Origin of the sequence: Acinetobacter sp. 12966 (assembly GCF_031196995.1) — a bacterium.
Classification (GTDB): Bacteria; Pseudomonadota; Gammaproteobacteria; order Pseudomonadales; family Moraxellaceae; genus Acinetobacter; species Acinetobacter geminorum.
This window is the reverse complement of sequence record NZ_JAVIMC010000094.1, coordinates 1-19,545: the sequence shown is the minus strand read 5'-3', so window position 1 is coordinate 19,545 and position 19,545 is coordinate 1. Positions and strand designations below refer to the sequence as shown.

General features: G+C 39.7%; 16 protein-coding genes and 1 tRNA gene. 11 read left to right on the top strand and 6 right to left on the bottom strand.

Translation table 11 applies throughout. The annotated features are described in order from the left end of the window. Positions 1–14 precede the first annotated feature (14 nt). Positions 15–995, bottom strand: a complete 981-nt coding sequence (locus tag RFW85_RS14455) for a LysR family transcriptional regulator (protein WP_309171631.1) — start codon at positions 993–995, stop codon at positions 15–17. 103 nt (positions 996–1,098) lie between these two features. Between RFW85_RS14455 and RFW85_RS14450 the strand changes: the two genes are divergently transcribed. From RFW85_RS14450 to RFW85_RS14420, 7 genes are all read left to right on the top strand, one after another. Further along, entirely contained in the window at positions 1,099–2,211 is a 1,113-nt protein-coding gene (locus RFW85_RS14450; protein WP_170248371.1) for a tartrate dehydrogenase, read from the top strand. Between the two features lie 20 nt (positions 2,212–2,231). Continuing rightward, positions 2,232–3,884 (top strand): BCCT family carnitine transporter, encoded by a 1,653-nt coding sequence (locus RFW85_RS14445; protein WP_080631146.1) that lies wholly within the window; start codon positions 2,232–2,234, stop codon positions 3,882–3,884. Between the two features lie 11 nt (positions 3,885–3,895). Further along, entirely contained in the window at positions 3,896–4,870 is a 975-nt protein-coding gene (locus RFW85_RS14440; protein ID WP_170248370.1) for an alpha/beta hydrolase, read from the top strand. A 42-nt stretch (positions 4,871–4,912) separates the two neighbouring features. Further along, on the top strand, positions 4,913–6,028 hold the full coding sequence (gene cntA, locus RFW85_RS14435) for a carnitine monooxygenase subunit alpha (protein WP_002120432.1): 1,116 nt from the start codon (positions 4,913–4,915) through the stop codon (positions 6,026–6,028). Between the two features lie 63 nt (positions 6,029–6,091). Continuing rightward, positions 6,092–7,543, top strand: coding sequence for an NAD-dependent succinate-semialdehyde dehydrogenase (locus RFW85_RS14430; RefSeq protein WP_170248369.1), 1,452 nt, complete (start codon positions 6,092–6,094; stop codon positions 7,541–7,543). Between the two features lie 47 nt (positions 7,544–7,590). After that, positions 7,591–8,547: a carnitine monooxygenase, reductase subunit CntB gene (gene cntB, locus RFW85_RS14425; protein ID WP_171545247.1), complete on the top strand. Its 957-nt coding sequence runs from the start codon at positions 7,591–7,593 to the stop codon at positions 8,545–8,547. 157 nt (positions 8,548–8,704) lie between these two features. Further along, positions 8,705–8,781 (top strand) — tRNA-Met (locus RFW85_RS14420). Positions 8,782–8,824: 43 nt separating this feature from the next. Here RFW85_RS14420 and RFW85_RS14415 read toward each other — a convergent pair. The 5 genes from RFW85_RS14415 to RFW85_RS14395 all read right to left on the bottom strand — a co-directional run bounded on the left by RFW85_RS14415 (position 8,825) and on the right by RFW85_RS14395 (position 14,275). Further along, entirely contained in the window at positions 8,825–9,853 is a 1,029-nt protein-coding gene (locus RFW85_RS14415; RefSeq protein WP_086266018.1) for a hypothetical protein, read from the bottom strand. Then, on the bottom strand, positions 9,846–11,471 hold the full coding sequence (locus tag RFW85_RS14410) for an NAD+ synthase (protein ID WP_170248368.1): 1,626 nt from the start codon (positions 11,469–11,471) through the stop codon (positions 9,846–9,848). The genes RFW85_RS14415 and RFW85_RS14410 overlap by 8 nt, the downstream gene beginning before the upstream one ends. Positions 11,472–11,856: 385 nt before the next feature. Next, complete coding sequence (locus RFW85_RS14405) at positions 11,857–12,417, bottom strand: hypothetical protein (protein WP_170248367.1); 561 nt, start codon at positions 12,415–12,417, stop codon at positions 11,857–11,859. Between the two features lie 157 nt (positions 12,418–12,574). Beyond that, entirely contained in the window at positions 12,575–13,027 is a 453-nt protein-coding gene (hemJ, locus tag RFW85_RS14400) for a protoporphyrinogen oxidase HemJ (protein WP_002120291.1), read from the bottom strand. Between the two features lie 18 nt (positions 13,028–13,045). Next, the gene (locus RFW85_RS14395) at positions 13,046–14,275 is read right to left on the bottom strand and encodes a beta-ketoacyl synthase N-terminal-like domain-containing protein (protein ID WP_002120440.1); all 1,230 of its coding nucleotides are present in this window, start codon (positions 14,273–14,275) and stop codon (positions 13,046–13,048) included. Between the two features lie 300 nt (positions 14,276–14,575). Between RFW85_RS14395 and RFW85_RS14390 the strand changes: the two genes are divergently transcribed. The 4 genes from RFW85_RS14390 (at position 14,576) to fusA (ending at position 19,417) form a co-directional block, all read left to right on the top strand. After that, on the top strand, positions 14,576–15,895 hold the full coding sequence (locus RFW85_RS14390; RefSeq protein WP_171545246.1) for an EcsC family protein: 1,320 nt from the start codon (positions 14,576–14,578) through the stop codon (positions 15,893–15,895). Positions 15,896–16,095: 200 nt separating this feature from the next. Next, on the top strand, positions 16,096–16,470 hold the full coding sequence (gene rpsL, locus RFW85_RS14385; RefSeq protein ID WP_002050319.1) for a 30S ribosomal protein S12: 375 nt from the start codon (positions 16,096–16,098) through the stop codon (positions 16,468–16,470). A 160-nt stretch (positions 16,471–16,630) separates the two neighbouring features. Then, positions 16,631–17,101, top strand: a complete 471-nt coding sequence (gene rpsG, locus RFW85_RS14380; protein WP_001138055.1) for a 30S ribosomal protein S7 — start codon at positions 16,631–16,633, stop codon at positions 17,099–17,101. A 177-nt stretch (positions 17,102–17,278) separates the two neighbouring features. Then, positions 17,279–19,417 carry an elongation factor G gene (fusA, locus tag RFW85_RS14375; protein WP_002120436.1) on the top strand — a complete coding sequence of 713 codons (2,139 nt, stop codon included), beginning with the start codon at positions 17,279–17,281 and terminating at the stop codon, positions 19,415–19,417. The last annotated feature ends 128 nt before the right edge of the window (positions 19,418–19,545 follow it).

Genomic DNA, 19,545 nt, shown 5'->3' with positions numbered 1-19,545 from the left:
GCTTAGGGCTTTTTTTATAGGAGGACTTTTTCTGGCGGTGGTTCTCGTTTAACTGCCGGAGAAATGAGTTGTCCTCGGGTTAGGTTTTGAATGTGCTGTAAACGATTGAGCAATTCGTTTTGAATAAACAAAATACAGGTTTGTAATTTAGATGAGCTTTTGAGTCGTGATGGATAAACCGCCCATATATCTGCATCTTGCCAATATTCAGGCAAAATATGCTGGAGTTGACCTGTAATTAATTCATCTGCTACATCCCAAATTGAACGGAAAATAATGCCATGACCTTCTATAACAAGCTGATGAATAATTTCGCCGTTGTTAGAAACAAAGCGTGGTTTGATATGTACTGCGACATCTTCAGAGGCATGCCTAAATTTCCATAAAACTGAAGATTGATCGCGTTCACTAATCGTTAAGCAATCATGTGACTGCAAGTCTTCAATACAGTCCGGTACTCCGTGTTTAAGTAAATAACTTGGCGCCGCACACAAAATTCTAAAATTAGACGCCAGCTTCTTCGCAATCATATTCGGTGCGATTTCATTACCAATTCTAATGTCCAAATCAATACTGTGTTGAATCAGGTCTTTGGTATTGTCGATGGTGTCAAAATGAATTTGAAGCTTTGGATAGAGCATCATTAATTTAGACAGAATCGGTGCGATATGTTTTCTGCCAAAACCAAAGCTACTAATAATATCCATACGACCCGTAGGTGTACTCAGTGGGTTATTCACCAGTTCGCATACTTCATCAAATTCTTCAAGAATATTTGAAACTCTTTCAAGGATGAGTTTGCCATCTTCTGTCAGACTAACGTGACGCGTACTGCGATGAAAAAGTTTGCAGCTCAACGTGTTTTCTAAAATATTAATTCGCTTGCTAATAAAAGCTGGCGAAGTCCCGAGTTCCTCAGCAGATTCGACAAAACTTTTTAGTTTGGCGACTGTGCAAAAAACCTTTAAATCCGATAGGTTAGGTAGATTATTCACGATCCGTGTCCATTGGAGTGATAGTTCTGTTGTTGATCATTTTTGCTTAAAACATCATGTTTAAGCCATACAAGGATATTAGTCGAAGGTGTGAAGGAAGCTTATGGCAAAAAGATATAAAGTTGCCACGATTGCAGGCGATGGCATTGGTTTAGAAGTTCTACCAGAAGGCATTAAGGTTGTAAAGGCAGCAGCAGAGAAGTACGGCATTGAGCTTCAGTTAGATGCATTTGAATGGGCAAGCTGCGATTACTACCTTGAGCACGGCAAAATGATGCCAGATGACTGGTTTGAAACTTTGCAGGGCTACGATGCAATTTATTTTGGTGCTGTAGGCTGGCCAGATAAAGTACCTGACCATATTTCACTTTGGGAGTCGCTACTCCAGTTCCGTCGTGGTTTTGACCAATATGTGAATTTACGTCCAGTGCGCTTAATGTCGGGTGTTAAATGTCCCTTAGTAGGTAAAAAACCGGGCGACATCGACTTTTACGTGGTCCGTGAAAACAGTGAAGGTGAATATTCAGCTATTGGTGGTAAGGCTTTTGAAGGAACAGATCGAGAGTTTGTTTTACAAGAAGCTGTATTTACACGTCATGGCGTAGATCGCATTTTGCGTTATGCATTTGAGTTTGCAAATCAGCGTGATGCGAAAAAACTTACCGCAGCGACCAAGTCAAATGGTATTGCCGTTAGCATGCCGTACTGGGATGAGCGTGTTGATGCGATGGCAAAACAATATCCACAAATTCAGGCCGATAAACAGCACGTTGATATTTTAGCAGCTCGTTTTGTTTTACAACCTGAACGCTTTGATGTGGTTGTAGCATCGAATTTATTCGGCGACATTCTTTCCGATTTAGGACCTGCATGTACGGGAACTATAGGTTTAGCGGCTTCGGCAAATTTAAACCCAGAAAGGAAATTCCCATCATTGTTTGAACCGGTCCATGGTTCAGCACCAGATATTTACGGTAAACAAATTGCCAACCCAATCGCTGCGATTTGGTCGGGTGCCATGATGTTCGAGTTCTTTGGTGAAGAAGACGAGCGTTGCATCCAAGCAGGTCAGGACATTATGCAGGCGATTGAGCATGTATTAATTAATGGGCCAAAGACAGCCGATATTGGTGGTCAGGCAAAAACTTATGAGGTAGGAGATGCAATTGCATCGTGTGTAGCCCAAATTAAAATGGACGTGTTCGCTATGGAATAACGCCATCCAAAAATGGATGTATGGATATGGATAATCAAAACACAAAAATTTATACGGATAAAGTTCTTGCCGTAACCAGTTTACTGTTTGTATTTATTTCAGTTGCTGGTTTGGCGATTTATTCGCAAGAGTCGATAAAGATTGCTGCAACATGGATGCAGTGGACGACATCGGTATTTACAACTCCAGTATTACTGTTTGCTTTTTTAGCCATTATTTTTACTTTTGGTCTAGCTTTTAGTAAATACGGCAAAATCAAACTAGGTGAAGGGAAACCTCAATACACCACGATGTCATGGATTTTTATGTTCATCTTGTCTGGTATTGGGTCTTCTACATTGTACTGGGGCTTTTTGGACTGGGCCTACTATTATCAAACTCCGGGTTTGAGCTTACCGCCTGAGTCAGCAGAAGCATTGAAATATAGCGTGGCTTATTCATTTTTTCACTCAGGTTTAAGTGCATGGGCAATTTATGCTTTGGCATCAATTTCTTTGTGCTACAGCTACCATGTGAGAAAAAACAAAGGCTTAAGTTTAGCTTCTGTAATTGAGGCTGTAACAGGCTTTAAATCAACCGGTGTGGTTGGGCGTTTAGTCGACTTAATGTTCTTGCTTTGCATGTTTGGTGCATTAACGATTTCGCTTGTACTCACTGCCGTGACATTTACCAATATTTTGTCTCAGCTCACGGGTATTCCAAATACCTTTATGACCAAAGTCATCATTATTTTGGGTGTTTCGGTTCTGTTTGCACTTAGTTCGTATGTAGGTATGGATAAAGGCATGCAGCGTTTAAGCCACATGGTGTGCTTGGGTGTAGTGCTGTTTGCAATTTATGTACTTTGCTTTGGTCCGACTCAATTCATTTTGAATAATTCATTAATGAGTTTTGGGTTAATGGCAACCAACTTTGTTGACATGAGCTTGTTTACCGACCCAATGGGCGATGGCAAGTTTACTCGTGAATGGACTGTATTTTATTGGTTGTGGTGGATTTCATATGCACCCGGTGTGGCACTGTTCGTAACGCGTGTTTCTAAAGGCCGTACTATTAAAGAAGTGATCTTTGCCATGGTAATTGGCGGTAGTGTTGGTCTTTGGTTCATCTTTGGTGTGTTTGAAAACTACAGCGTTTATAGCTTTATTCATGGGGCTGTAAATGTGCCACAAATCTTAAGCCAACAAGGTGGTGAGGTTGCGATTGGTCAATTGCTCAGCCTGTTACCTGCTGGAAAACTCATGATGTGGATTTTCCTAGGCATCATGGTGGTATTCTTGGCAGCACATATGGATGCGGTCGGATATGCGGTTTCAGCAACATGTACACGAGGTTTAAGTGAAGGGCAAGATCCATCACCAAATGCCCGTTTGTTCTGGTGTGTCATGCTGACTTTGGTTCCAATTGCCATGATCTTTAGTAAAGCACCGTTAGACACCATGAAAACTGCAACCATTGTTACAGCTTTACCATTCATCGTGATTATTCTGATTCAAACCTATGGCTTAGTGAAATGGCTGATTCAGGATTATGCCAAAGTTCCATCGCATTTAATTGAGCAACAAGGTTATGATGATGCGGAAATTGGTTTAAACCAGTCTCAAGATGAACATGCAAAACGGATGCAGCTTGAGCTTGCAAGCTCAATCAAACTGGACAGAAAAACCAGCTAGAGGGAACGGTAATGACGACACGTGAACAGACTACTTATGCCTTAAGTGAAGAAATGCAAAGTCTAGTGTACTGGAGCAGCATTTATTCACCAGCAGATGCAGGTATTGACTCAGTTCGTGCAGCATATGACGCAATGTGTCGACACTATACTTTGCCTCGTGATGGCAAGATCGAAGTCGAAGATCGAGTTGTTGCAAATGCAGAGCATTCAGTACCTATTCGCATCTATTCACCAAAAACTAAAGGACCTGAAGCTGGTTGGCCATGTGTGTTGTATTTACATGGTGGTGGTTGGATGGTGGGTGGGCTCGATTCACATGAGTTTATTACCAGTTATTTATGTCAGGACTTAAATGCAGTTGTCATTGGTGTGGATTACCGCATGGCACCAGAGCACCGCTTTCCAGTAGCTTTTGAAGATTGTTTAGCAGTCTATCAATGGCTTAAACAGCATGGTTTTGATTGGCAAATAGATAGTGAAAATATCGTTCTAGCAGGCGATAGCGCTGGGGGTAATTTAGCAGCAGCCCTTGCAGTGCATCTACAGCATAGTGGTTTGCAAGCTCAAGGGCTGGCATTGGTTTATCCATGTTTAACGACAGCATTTGATACCCCAGCCGTGCAAAAGCACGCCCATGCGCCGTTGTTAACGGCTGAAGATATGCATTTTTATTTAAAGGAATATGCACCGAATTCACAAGATTGGCAGGATTTACGTCTAGCACCTTTATTGGCAACTGATTTTTCAGATATGCCTGCCAGTTTTGTAGCCGTTGCAGAGTATGACCCTTTAAGTGATGACGGTTATTTCCTTACCCAAAAATTGCAACAAGCAGGTATCCCGAGCGAGTTCCATTTAGGCAAAGGTTTATTACATGGCAGTTTACGTCTCATGCGTGACTGCCCAGAAGTTCAACAGTTATATCAAAACATGCTTGGTGCGATACGTCGCATGTTTGGCAGTGTCGAAAAGACATCAATTTAATATCGAGTCATTTGGACGAAAAGAATTTAATGGAGTAAAAACATGAGTGCAGTTGAAAAATTACCTGAAGATTTTTGTGCAAACCCAGATGTTGCATGGACTTTTCCTAAAGTTTTCTATACTTCATCGCAAGTTTTTGAGCATGAGAAAGAAGCAATCTTTGCTAAAAGCTGGATTTGTGTTGCACATGGCAGTGAATTGGCACAACCGAATGATTATATTACCCGTAAAGTAATTGGTGAAAATATTGTCATCATTCGTGGTAAAGATAGCGTTTTACGTGCGTTTTATAATGTATGTCCGCACCGTGGTCATGAACTTTTAAGTGGCAGTGGTAAAGCAAAAAATGTAATTACTTGTCCATATCATGCTTGGACTTTTAAGCTAGATGGTAGCTTAGCTTTGGCACGTAATTGTGATCATGTTGAATCTTTCGATAAAGAAAACTCAAGCATGGTGCCTTTAAAAGTCGAGGAATATGCAGGCTTTGTTTTCATTAATATGGATGAAAATGCGACATGCGTAGAAGACCAACTTCCGGAATTTGCTGAACGTTTAAATCAAGCATGTAGTGTAATTAAAGATTTAAAACTGGCAGCACGTTTTGTGACAGAAACTCCAGCAAACTGGAAAGTGATTGTTGATAACTATCTAGAATGTTACCACTGTGGGCCTGCACATCCTGGTTTTGCTGATTCGGTACAAGTTGATAAATATTGGCATACCACACATCAAAACTGGACATTGCAATATGGCTTTGCTCGTTCATCAGAGAAATCATTCAAGCTTGATCCATCAGTAACAGATCCTGAATTTCATGGTTTCTGGACTTGGCCTTGTACCATGTTCAACGTACCACCGGGCAGCAATTTCATGACTGTGATCTATGAGTTCCCAGTTGATGCAGAAACGACTTTGCAGCATTACGATATTTACTTCACCAACGAAGAACTTACTCAAGATCAAAAAGATTTGATTGAGTGGTATCGCAATGTATTCCGTCCTGAAGATTTGAACTTGGTCGAAAGCGTACAACGTGGTTTGAAATCACGTGGTTATCGTGGTCAGGGCCGTATCATGACGGATAAACAACGCTCTGGAATTAGTGAGCATGGTATTGCTTACTTCCAGCATTTAGTGGCGCAGCATCACAAATAAAACAAATGGATTTATTCAGGTGTAAAGATGACTTACACCTGATTCTTCAGTTAGGAAGATGATATGTCGAGTTTACAAAGTACTGAATTATTTCAGCAACAAGCCTATATTAACGGGCAATGGCTAGCTGCACAGTCAAATGCAACGGTTCCGGTGAGTAACCCTGCAACAGGCGAAGAAATTGGCACAATTCCAAATATGGGAGCGGTTGAGGCGACTCAAGCAGTTGAGGCTGCTTATACGGCTTTACAAAGTTGGAAAGCTTTAACTGCCCAAAACCGTGCAGATATTTTATTAGCTTGGTACAAACTGGTTCTCGATCATACCGATGAACTTGCTTTAATCATGACCATTGAACAAGGTAAACCTTTGGCAGAAGCGAAAGGTGAGGTGCGTTATGCTGCATCATTTATTCAATGGTTTGCCGAAGAAGGCAAACGTATTTATGGTGATGTAATTCCAACCGTAAATAACCAGCAGCGTTTTATTATTAGTAAAGAACCTGTTGGTGTGGTGGCTGCAATTACGCCGTGGAATTTTCCAATTGCTATGATTACGCGTAAAGCAGCACCAGCTTTAGCAGCGGGTTGTACGATAGTGATTAAGCCAGCGAATGAAACGCCTTACTGTGCTTTAGCGATTGCGAAACTTGCCGAAAAAGCAGGTATTCCAGCTGGTGTGATTAATATTGTTACTGGTAAATCTCAAGAAATTGGTTCGGTATTTACTTCACATGAAAAAGTGAAAAAATTAACCTTTACTGGCTCAACTCCAGTAGGTCGCCTACTGATGCAGCAGTGTTCAAGCACCATTAAAAAATTAGCGCTTGAGTTAGGCGGTAATGCTCCTCTGATTGTCTTTGATGATGCCGATTTAGATAAAGCTGTACAAGGTGCGATTTTTGCAAAGTTCCGTAATGCGGGCCAGACCTGTGTTTGTGCTAACCGCATTTATGTCCACGACAATATTTATCAAGCTTTTGCCGAGAAGTTTGTACAAGAAGTACAAAAGTTTAAAGTCGGTAATGGACTTGAAGATGGCGTGCAAATTGGCCCATTAATTAATGAAAAGGCTGTTTTGAAAGCACAGCAGTTGATTGATGATGCAGTTAGTAAAGGCGCTAAAGTCGCTTGTGGTGGCAAACAGCATGCTTTAGGGCAAACCTTTTATGAACCATCTGTTTTAACTAACGTTGATCGTACGATGGAAATTGTCCAAGAGGAAATTTTTGGTCCAGTTGCACCCCTCATTCGCTTTACTGATGAGGCTGATGTTGTTGCTCAAGCAAATGACACCATCTTTGGTTTGGCTGCTTATGTTTATAGTGAAAATATCTCACGTTTATGGCGAGTATCAGAACAGCTTGAATATGGAATGGTCGGTATGAATGCTACAGCAATTTCAAATGAAGTTGTACCATTTGGCGGTGTGAAACAATCAGGTGTTGGGCGTGAAGGCTCAAAGTATGGTCTTGAAGAATTCATGACCATTAAATACATGTGTTTAGGGCTTTAAGGATAAGCCCTAACAACAAGAATATGCGGTAAAAGAAGGATTCTAATATGGCTAATCATTATGAAATGTTCCCAGCGGTTGTTACTCAAGTGGAACAGCTAACCCCTTTAATCAAACGGTTTACGTTCAAACGTCAAGATGGGCAGAACTTTCCTCGATTTAGTGGGGGAAGCCATATTATTGTCAAAATGAATGAACAACTTTCAAATGCGTATTCACTAATGAGCTGTACGCAAGATTTATCGACTTATCAAGTCTGTGTTCGTAAGGATGTAGAAGGTAAGGGCGGTTCAGTTTTTATGCATGATCAATGCAATGAAGGCTGTGAAATCCAGATTTCAGAACCAAAAAATTTATTTCCATTAGCTGAAACAGGGAATAAACATATTCTAATTGCAGGTGGAATTGGCATTACACCATTCTTACCTCAAATGGATGAGCTTGCAGCGCGTGGTGCTGAGTATGAACTACATTATGCTTATCGCTCACCTGAACATGCGGCCTTGTTAGATGAGTTAAAGCAGAAACATGCAGAACATGTGTTTAGTTATGTTGACTCAGAAGGTTGCTCATTAAATCTGGATGAACTGCTTTCATCACAACCTAAAGGCACACATGTCTATGTTTGTGGGCCGAAACCCATGATTGATGCTGTGATTGATTGTTGTAACAAGCATCGTTACCGCGATGAATACATTCACTGGGAACAATTTGCCTCAACAGTTCCTGAAGATGGTGAAGCATTTACGGTGGTACTTGCTAAGTCTAATCAAGAAATTGAAGTACAAAGTAACCAGACGATTTTACAAGCCATCGAAACATTAAATATTGATGTGGAATGTCTATGCCGAGAAGGGGTTTGTGGTACATGTGAAACTGCTATTTTAGAAGGCGAAGCAGAGCATTTCGATCAATACTTAAGTGATGCCGAAAAGGCTTCACAAAAGAGCATGATGATTTGTGTATCAAGAGCTAAAGGTAAGAAACTGGTATTAGATCTTTAATATATTTCTGTGGACGATCAATTGCTTAAAGTATAAGTTTGCTAAAAAACGAACAAATAATGATGATCTGAATCTTATTTGTTCAATTGATGGACATTAAGGGTTTTTACCTATTGACCTGCTATATATAACTATAGATAATGCGCACACAGTTTACGGCTATGTAGCTCAGTTGGTTAGAGCACCGCACTCATAATGCGGGGGTCACAAGTTCAAGTCTCGTCATAGCCACCATTTTAAAAACCACGCTCCTGCGTGGTTTCTTTTTATCTACTTCTTACTCATTGAAATGTTTTTCAATTATATCGAGTGTTTTTGAGCTTTGATAAAAAGGAGCTAGTAGTGCTTGAAGTAACGGTTCTAAAATACCGTGCTCATTGAAGGCATCCATAACCTTCGGATAAAAACGTAAAGCTTCTGTTTGTAAGTCGCTTTCGGTTAAACCAATTTCACTTAATACTTCAAATAAACTTTGGTCTTTATAAAAATCATAAAAAACTTCAACGCCATACAAAATAAGATCTTGCATAAATTCTGATTGACGTAATTCTTTCCAGTATTCGTATATTAAAACAAAGAACTCTTCAACATCGAGAGGAGTGAGTTGTTTCATAAACTCATACATTTTTTTATGTCTGATATCTTCCCAAACATGACGCACTAGACTTTCTAAATCTTCACTCGATAAAAGACTTAATTCTGTAAGTTGCTCGTGAATAAAACTGGCAATCCAGGTTTCAAGTTTATGCTCAAGACGTTGCTGCTGCAAAAAGGAAAATTTTTTGAGTTTATGTTGCCATTCAAAATGATAGTCATCCACTCTAGAGGCAGTTAGAAGTTTTGGTAATTTTTGTTCTAGAGTCGAGGTTGCAATATATTGGCAAAGCTGTTGTACAGAAGGGCTAGTTCTTAAAAACTGGTTGAGATAATGAGGAATATGTTCCATTTCCAAAAATTTGGAGAGCCACATTTCAAATTGGTGGTCAGAGACCAAATCTTGTAACTGAATTGGCGATTTCATCGCAGATAAATAAATACGCTGCGCGATTTCCCCAATAAACTCAAGTAAACCAGCACCTAGCTGCATTTCAAAAGCATAGCGTTTCACAACGGCTTGTAGTTGCTCTAAATCAACAACTTCATGAAGCTTGATTTCGTCAGCATGTTGCATAAACAACTGAATGAATTGCTGGAAATAAATAGGTGAGTTTTCTATAGATAATTGTTTTTTGAAAAATTCCACCTGCTCAAGCAAAAGTGCTTGAGCAAGTGCTGTAGTTTTTGATGAGTTTTTCTGCTCAGTCATTCGCTGTCCAACCGTTGACAATCGGATAACGTCGTTCGCGACTAAATGCACGAGAGGTAATTCTCGGGCCAATCGCACCTTGACGACGTTTGTATTCATTACGATCAACTAAACGGATGACTTTTTCAACAACTTCTTTATCAAAACCTTTGGCAATAATATCGGCCTGACTTAAATCTTCTTCAATGTATGCGTAAAGGATGGCATCCAATACATCATAAGCTGGTAAAGAGTCTTGGTCTTTTTGATCTGGGCGAAGTTCTGCAGAAGGTGGGCGGGTAATCACACGCTCAGGAATCACAGGGGTTTCGCTTAAGCTGTTACGGTATTTTGCTAATTCAAATACGATAGTTTTATAAACATCTTTTAGAACAGCAAAGCCACCAACCATATCGCCATAAAGCGTACAGTAGCCAACTGAAAGTTCAGATTTATTCCCTGTAGCAAGGACTAAATTACCAAATTTGTTTGATAAGCCCATAAGCAATGTGCCACGAGCACGCGCTTGTAAATTTTCTTCAGTTGCGTCAGCTGGTGAATTACCAAAGAAAGGATACAAGGTTTGCATGAAGCTATTTACGATTGAGTGAATTTCAGCAATACCGAAAGTCACACCCATACGGCGAGCTTGTTCAGCCGCATCTTCTACACTAATTTGAGAAGTATAAGTGTAAGGCATCATTACAGCTTGCACTTTTTCTGCACCGATTGCATCAACAGCAATCGCAAGTGTAAGGGCAGAGTCGATACCACCAGAAAGACCCAAAATCACACCAGGAAAGCCTGAGCGCTCTACATAGTCACGAGTTGCCATGACTAAACCTTGATAGATTTCTGCAAAGGTTTCTAAAGCAGGAGCAGACTCAGTGACTTTATATAACTTTGTATCACGATCAAATTCAGCAATATAAATGTCTTCTTTAAAGCTCGGTGCTTGTAAGGCAATTTCACCATTTTGATTGCTAACAAAACTTGTGCCATCAAAAATTAAATCATCTTGTCCACCTACTTGGTTAACATAAACAATATTTAGATGAAGTTGTTTTGCAAGTTCACTTAAGGTCTGTATACGGTGTTGTGGTTTGCCGACTTCATATGGTGATGAGTTGAGTACAAGAGCAGTATCAACATTTAATTGGCTTAACTGTTTTACAGTATTAATTGACCAGATATCTTCACAAATTAATACACCAAACTTATGCCCAAGATATTCAAAAACTAAGTGCTGATGGCCTTTTTGGAAATAGCGTTTTTCATCAAAGACGCCATAGTTTGGTAAATTGTGTTTGTTAAAAACACCCAAAACCTGACCGTCTTTCATGACAGCAGCAGAATTATAACGTTGACCATCTTCTGCCTGGTTTACAAATCCGAAAACCATAACAATATCTTTAACTTCGGCAAGTTGCGCAAAAGCCTTTTGCATACGTTTATTTAAATTTGGACGTAACAATAAGTCTTCAGCTGGATAACCAATAACAGAAAGTTCGGGAAAAATAATCAGGTCAGCGTCTTGTTTTTTCGCCTGATTTACTTGCTCAATCATCTTTTGGGTGTTTGAGTCAATATTGCCAATATGCGGAGAAAACTGAGCAAGGGCAACTTTAAAACTTTTCATTCAAACCTAATCCTAGATCATAACGAATATAGATACACATAGCGTTGATTTTTATGGATATAATTTTTCAACGATGTGTATGGTACGATAGTAAACAATTAAAATAGTAAACAAAAATGTCAAGATCAATAATATATACCAATCCCATATTTTCTGCGTAAAAATAACGAGATTTTCTGTGTAGAATAGAAACACGCTTCATTATTTTTATTGTTTGTATACTGCCTTATCACAAGCTAATTTGGAATAAGGCTGTTCTATTTTTTTCAATAATTTGAATTGAATAAGCGTAATTTTATAGTTTAGATAAGTATTTCTGATTTATAAGAATTCTCATTTACATCAGGCAAAAAATGTTACGTTTAAAGCAACATGGATTATTTAGTTACAAATGAAGCTGAGGTGAACAGATAATATTCGGGATTTTTCCTGTGCAAATGTCACGAGCAATTTCGCCTTGCTGTTCAATATTATAAGTACTAAATGCCTTGTCAGGGTGATAGGTATATTTGTAGGGGTTGTAACTTTTAAGGCTGAGGTAATAGGCTGATTGTAGTAAGGCACCTTTAAGTAGGACATGAATACCTTTTTGATATTGCATGACGTGTGTGAGTTCATGGATAAAAATACCCTGCATAAACTTAGACTCTAGAGCATAATTTTCGCTGTAATCAGAAGGATTGACATAAATATTACCATTTGGGGCCATAAAAATACCGCAAGACTGCCAAGGGAGATAGCGAGTAGCAATAATTTTAGGTTGTTCACAATCGAGCAGATCGCCGAAGACCATTTGAGCTAATAGTTTTTCTTGAGGAGTCAAATACCTAATCGGGTAGTTTTTTAAGTGACGGAAAATAAAAAGTGTAAGAAGAATAAATGGTGTATGGATTAAGCGTTTAAGCACATTAAAAGTTAGCATAGCTTTGCCATTAGATGAGTTCATCTATTTGTTTAGCATAGTATAGATCATGTGTTGCTAAATAAAGAGCCATGGCTATTCATTAATTTTATAGTTCTGTTTTCATAAAACTTTAAATGAATTTCATATTTTTATTATTGTGAATACAAGACTTCTTAGAGAAGAAAAGCAAAAGCCCCAGTTAGAACTGAGGCTTTACAACAACTAGAATCACAACAGCAAATAAAATTAAGGTTGGCATTTCATTAAAAAAACGCCAGAACTTATGTGATTTATAGTGAGCATTTCCGATGAGCTTTTTACGATAATAGCCACATACCAAATGATAAATCACCAATAAAGCCACTAATCCAACTTTGAGGTAAAACCATGTGGCTTGATGATAATGTCGAGTTGCATCACCCCATTCTACAAGGAAATGGGCGGTAATTAATGTAGCAATCATCGAAGGCCACATAATTCCTCGATACAACTTGCGTTCCATTACCTCAAAGCGTTGATGACTTGCAGCATCTTCACTCATAGCATGATAAACATATAGACGTGGTAAGTAGAACAAAGCTGCGAACCAACAAACCACGGCAATAATATGTAATGCTTTTACCCACAAAAAAGCATCAGAAGGTGCATCCATCGATAATCCTAGGTGGGATTATGCATCCCACTTCTTGAAAATAAGGCAAGCGTTAACACCGCCAAAGCCAAAACTGTTACTCATTACAGTATTCAATTTTGCATCACGTTTTTCAAGTACGATATCAAAAGGTTTTGCGCCTTCATCAAGCTCAGTTACGTTGATGTTTGGTGCAATAAAGTCATTCTGCATCATTAGCACAGAGTAAATAGCTTCTTGTACACCAGCGGCGCCCAAGCTATGGCCAGTCATAGATTTGGTCGAGCTAAGAGGAGGTACATTACCTTCACCAAATGCACGCTCCATTGCTTTAAGTTCTGTAATGTCACCAGCTGGAGTAGAAGTACCATGTGTATTTACATAGTCAATTTTTTCTACGCCATGTTGCTTAGCTTCTTCAAGTGCCATTAATACACAACGTGTAGCACCTTCACCGCTTGGAGCAACCATGTCTGCGCCATCACTGTTCGCAGCATAACCAACGACTTCAGCTAAAATATTTGCACCACGAGCTTGTGCGTGTTCAAGTGATTCAAGTACTACGAAACCGCCACCGCCAGCAATAACGAAGCCGTCACGGTCTGCTGAATATGGGCGAGATGCTGTTTCTGGAGAGTCGTTATATTTCGAGCAAAGTGCGCCCATTGCATCAAACAATAAACTTTGAGACCAGTGATCTTCTTCACCGCCACCAGCAAGCATAAGGTCTTGCTTGCCAAGTTGAATTAAGTTGTATGCATAACCAATTGCATCTGCAGAAGTTGCGCAAGCACTTGTAATAGTATGTGAAATACCTTGTAGTTTAAATGCAACACCTACGTTAGCAGTAATGGTGTTTGACATATTACGCGGTACAAAGAATGGACCCACTTTACGTGCGCCTTTAGTCTCTAATAATTCTGTCATTTCAACAACAGAAGCAGTTGAGCCACCACCTGATCCACCTGCAATACCATAACGTGGATTACCAGCAAGTTGTTCAGGAGTAAGTCCTGCATGTTCAACTGCAGCTACAGCAGCGTTGTATGCATACATCGCACATACGCCCATGAAGCGTTTTAATTTACGGTCGATATTATCAAAGTCTTGTTCTGCAGCAGCGCTGACATGACTTTTGAAATTAAGTTCAGCATAAGTTGGGTTAAAACGTGTCCCGGAGATTCCATTTTGAAGTGAGTGAGTAACTGCTTCTAAAGAGTTACCGATACATGAGTTAATACCCATACCAGTGATTACAACACGTTTCATCTACAGGTCCCTTTATGGTGATATATAAGAGTCTATCGTGTTCAACAGCTATGAAAATGAATAGGAGAATATAGCTGTAAGAAAACGAGACCAATGTTTTTCGTTGTGAACATGATAGCAGAAAGGATTTTTATTTCTTATGGCAAATCTTTATGACAATTTTACATTTAAAAAAAATAACCAAATACATAGTATGTTGCATGTAGGGTTAACTAAAATACACACTTTCAAGTTGAGATAAATCCACATTCCACCTAGTATTTATCTCTAATTAGATAAATTAAAAAATCGAGGTACTTGATGACAAAATTTAATAATAATCAATCTGACAATTTGTTTTCTCAGGTCTTCGGAGTGGCTAAAAAGCTCAGTTCTACAGGATTGAGTATTTTACAACAGAACCAATCAGGTGATGTAAGTAAGGTTGTTGAACCAATCCCAACTGGTAAAACTGTTGAAGGTAAATCACGAACAAAAAGCCCATTTGAAGTTGAGCAATATGAAAGTCCTCAACAAATGCTACGAGAGCATTTACCAAAAGTCACACGTCAGGTGTTTGGGCGCCATTTCAAAAAAGTAAACGGCGTTGCTACATTTCTTTCACCTGATTGGGACGAAAAAATCTCAGGCCATTTATTTAACTGGTTAAATGACTTTAGTTCAAAAAGTACCTTAACTGAAAAAATCCTAGAAGAAGCGGGTGCTAAAGATTTATTTGAATTAACTAAAGACACAGGACGCTCTCAACGTTTAAGTCAGGCACTTATTGAACAAAACAAGCTCATTGCGACTGTACAAGGTGCAATTACAGGTGTATCAGGTGTCGTTGGTGCGGCTGTAGATATCCCAGTTTCATTAGTTTTGGTTTTAAGAACTATTTATCAGACAGGAAGATCACATGGCTTTGATTTATTGGAAGCTACTGATCAAGATGTTGTCGAGTTTATTTTTAAAGAAGTTGATATTAGCCTGATTGCTGAGAAGCAAACCCTGTTGTTGGCTTTAAAAACATTAAGAAATATGTTGGAAACACAAGATATTCATCAATTTCAGCAAGTGCTAGGTTCAACCACAGATATAGAGACTCTAAAGAACTGGTTGGTAGATGAAGATGGGGAGTTCAAATGGGAATGGTTGAATCGTATTCCGAAACTCTCAGCTTTTGGGAAATTTACCCCAATTGCAGGTGCGGTTTTAAGCGCAGTGTATAGTTGGAAGCTGCAAGAAGATGTGGGGCATAAAGCTCAAGCAATTTTTGGAGCGGCAAGACATTATTTAAATGAACACCCTAGCGAGCATTTATCTCCGCTGCAAGCCTATTATGCTGCGGTTACACTCATTCAAAAAGCAAGTCCAAGACTTTTAAATATAGGTGAAGATGGTAATATTCATTCTGCTCATCATCATAAAGTAGAAAATCATGAGGTGATTTCAAAAGTTTCTATTGTGTTAAAGCCTACGGAACGCGAAAAGAGTGAAGAAAAAATTCAGGAAAATGTTCATCAAGGTTTAGAACAACTTGCTGACAAACATGTGACAGAACATGAGCATACTGAGCAAAAACCTGCTTTAACACCAGAGGATGATGACGAGATATTGGAAGATAAAAAATACTCTTAACAATACACTTACAAAGTAGAAGTTTAAAAATTGAAAATAGACTCTATTTAAATTTGTAAATCGTCCTATCAAACATTGATATGGTCAACATTTGGTAAGTATTGCCGTGTTGACCATTTTTGCATCTTGGCTTACAATTATGTGCCCTTAAAAAGAGGTATTTTCTTTTTAAGGTTTTTTAATAACGGGAGAATTGCCATATGGCAACAACGAATCAGTTGATCCGTAAGGGTCGTACGACTTTGGTTGAAAAATCCAAAGTTCCTGCGTTGAAGGCTTGTCCACAACGTCGTGGTGTTTGTACACGTGTTTATACAACTACACCTAAAAAACCTAACTCAGCTATGCGTAAGGTTTGCCGTGTTCGCTTAACTTCAGGTTTTGAAGTATCTAGCTACATCGGTGGTGAAGGCCATAACTTACAAGAGCACAGTGTTGTTCTTATCCGTGGTGGTCGTGTTAAAGACTTACCGGGTGTACGTTACCATACCGTTCGTGGTTCATTAGACTGTGCTGGTGTTAAAGATCGTAATCAATCACGTTCTAAATACGGTACTAAGCGTCCTAAGAAGTAATTCTAGGAAACTAGTCGAATAAGCCCTTTAGCGTTTCGCTTGTTTGAATTCTTCATAGATTTGTAATTCAAGCGACGTATAGTAAGGCCAGCGTCGTGTACATGACACTTGTACAAACTGCTGGATCATCCTGAAGTGTCATATTATTAGGTGTATTAAAATGCCAAGACGTCGCGTAGTCGCTGCTCGTGAGATCCTTCCAGATCCAAAATTTAGCAGCCAAACAATCGCTAAATTCATGAACCACGTAATGCAAGATGGTAAAAAATCTATTGCAGAAAGTATCGTTTACGGTGCTTTAGAACGCGTTCAAGAAAAAAATAAAGTAGACCCAGTTGAATTTTTCGAGACTACTCTTGAAAAAGTTCGTCCTATGGTTGAAGTAAAAGCACGCCGTGTTGGTGGTGCTACTTATCAAGTACCTATGGAAGTACGCCCATCCCGTCGTACTGCCTTAGCTATGCGTTGGTTAGTAGATGCTGCTGCTAAGCGTTCTGAAAAAACGATGGCTTTACGTCTTGCTGGTGAGTTGCTTGATGCAGCTGAAGGTAAAGGTGCAGCAATCAAAAAACGTGAAGATGTGCACCGTATGGCTGAAGCTAACAAAGCCTTCTCTCACTACCGTTTCTAAGCGGATAAAACAGGCCTTATTCAGGAGAATATTCATGCGTACAGCAGCTCGATTCAACATCGCTCTCTATCAAAGTGGGGGCTTTGCAGGTATTTAAGTTGCCTGTTTGGATATTCGCGCGCATCAATTTAATTGGTGCGTCCTGTTTTAAATATAACATTTAGGAATGTAGACATCATGGCTCGCCAAACCCCAATTACTCGTTACCGTAACATCGGTATTTCTGCGCACATTGACGCAGGTAAAACAACTACAACTGAACGTATTTTGTTCTACACAGGTGTATCTCACAAAATTGGTGAAGTACACGACGGTGCAGCAACAATGGACTGGATGGAACAAGAGCAAGAGCGTGGTATTACAATTACCTCTGCTGCTACAACTTGTTTCTGGTCTGGTATGGGTAACCAATTCGAACAACACCGTATCAACGTAATTGACACCCCGGGACACGTAGACTTCACAATCGAAGTTGAACGTTCTATGCGTGTTCTTGACGGTGCGTGCATGGTTTACTGTGCTGTAGGTGGTGTACAACCTCAGTCTGAAACTGTATGGCGTCAAGCGAACAAATATAAAGTGCCTCGTTTAGCATTCGTGAACAAGATGGACCGTACTGGTGCAAACTTCTTCCGTGCTGTTGAGCAAGTTAAAACTCGTTTAGGTGGTAATCCTGTTCCTATCGTTGTGCCAATTGGTGCTGAAGATACATTCCAGGGTGTTGTTGACCTTATCGAAATGAAAGCGATTATCTGGGATGAAGCATCTCAAGGTATGAAGTTTGAATATGCTGATATCCCAGCTGACCTAGTTGATACGTCTAACGAATGGCGTACAAAAATGGTTGAAGCTGCGGCTGAAGCTTCTGAAGAATTAATGGACAAGTACCTAGAAGAAGGTGATCTTTCTAAAGAAGACATCATCGCTGGTTTACGTGCTCGTACATTAGCTTCTGAAATTCAAGTAATGCTTTGTGGTTCTGCATTCAAGAACAAAGGTGTTCAACGTATGTTGGATGCTGTAATTGAATTCTTACCATCACCTACAGAAGTTAAAGCGATCGAAGGTATCCTTGACGACAAAGACGAAACTAAAGCGTCTCGTGAAGCATCTGACGAAGCTCCGTTCTCTGCGCTTGCGTTCAAAATCATGAACGACAAATTCGTAGGTAACTTAACATTCGTACGTGTTTACTCTGGTGTTCTTAAACAAGGTGATCCGGTTTATAACCCAGTTAAAGCTAAGCGTGAACGTATCGGTCGTATCGTGCAAATGCATGCGAACGAACGTCAAGATCTTGATGAAATCCGTGCAGGTGATATCGCAGCGTGTGTAGGTCTTAAAGACGTTACAACTGGTGATACATTATGTGATGAGAAAAACATCATTACTCTTGAGCGTATGGAATTCCCAGAGCCAGTAATTTCATTGGCTGTTGAACCAAAAACTAAAGCAGACCAAGAAAAAATGTCTATCGCTTTAGGTCGTTTGGCTAAAGAAGATCCATCGTTCCGTGTTCGTACAGACGAAGAATCTGGTCAAACAATTATTGCTGGTATGGGTGAACTTCACCTTGACATCATTGTTGACCGTATGAAGCGTGAATTCGGTGTTGAAGCTAACATTGGTAAACCAATGGTTGCTTACCGTGAAACGATCAAAAAGTCTGTTGAACAAGAAGGTAAGTTCGTACGTCAAACTGGTGGTAAAGGTAAGTTTGGTCACGTATATGTACGTCTTGAACCGCTTGATGTTGAAGAAGCTGGTAAAGAATACCAATTCGTTGAAGAAGTTGTTGGTGGTGTAGTACCTAAAGAATTCTTTGGCGCGGTTGACAAAGGTATTCAAGAACGTATGAAGAATGGTGTATTGGCTGGTTACCCTGTTGTTGGTATTAAAGCGACATTATTCGACGGTTCTTACCATGACGTCGACTCTGACGAATTATCGTTCAAAATGGCAGGTTCTTATGCCTTCCGTGATGGTTTCATGAAAGCGGATCCTATCCTTCTTGAACCTATCATGAAAGTTGAAGTAGAAACTCCAGAAGACTACATGGGCGATATCATGGGTGACTTAAACCGTCGTCGTGGTATGGTTCAAGGTATGGACGATCTTCCTGGTGGAACAAAAGCAATTCGTGCAGAAGTTCCTCTTGCTGAGATGTTTGGTTACGCGACTCAAATGCGTTCTATGTCTCAAGGTCGTGCGACTTACTCTATGGAATTTGCTAAATATGCTGAAACTCCACGTAACGTGGCTGAAGGCATCATCGCTAAATTCCAAGCTGGCGGTAAAAAAGGTGACGACGAGTAATCTTTCGATTACTATAAGCCCAAACTAATTTCTTAGTTAAAAACCAAGTGCTCATGGGGTGACCCTCCATGAGTAGTTTATAAAGGAAGATCATCATGGCTAAAGCCAAGTTTGAACGTAATAAGCCA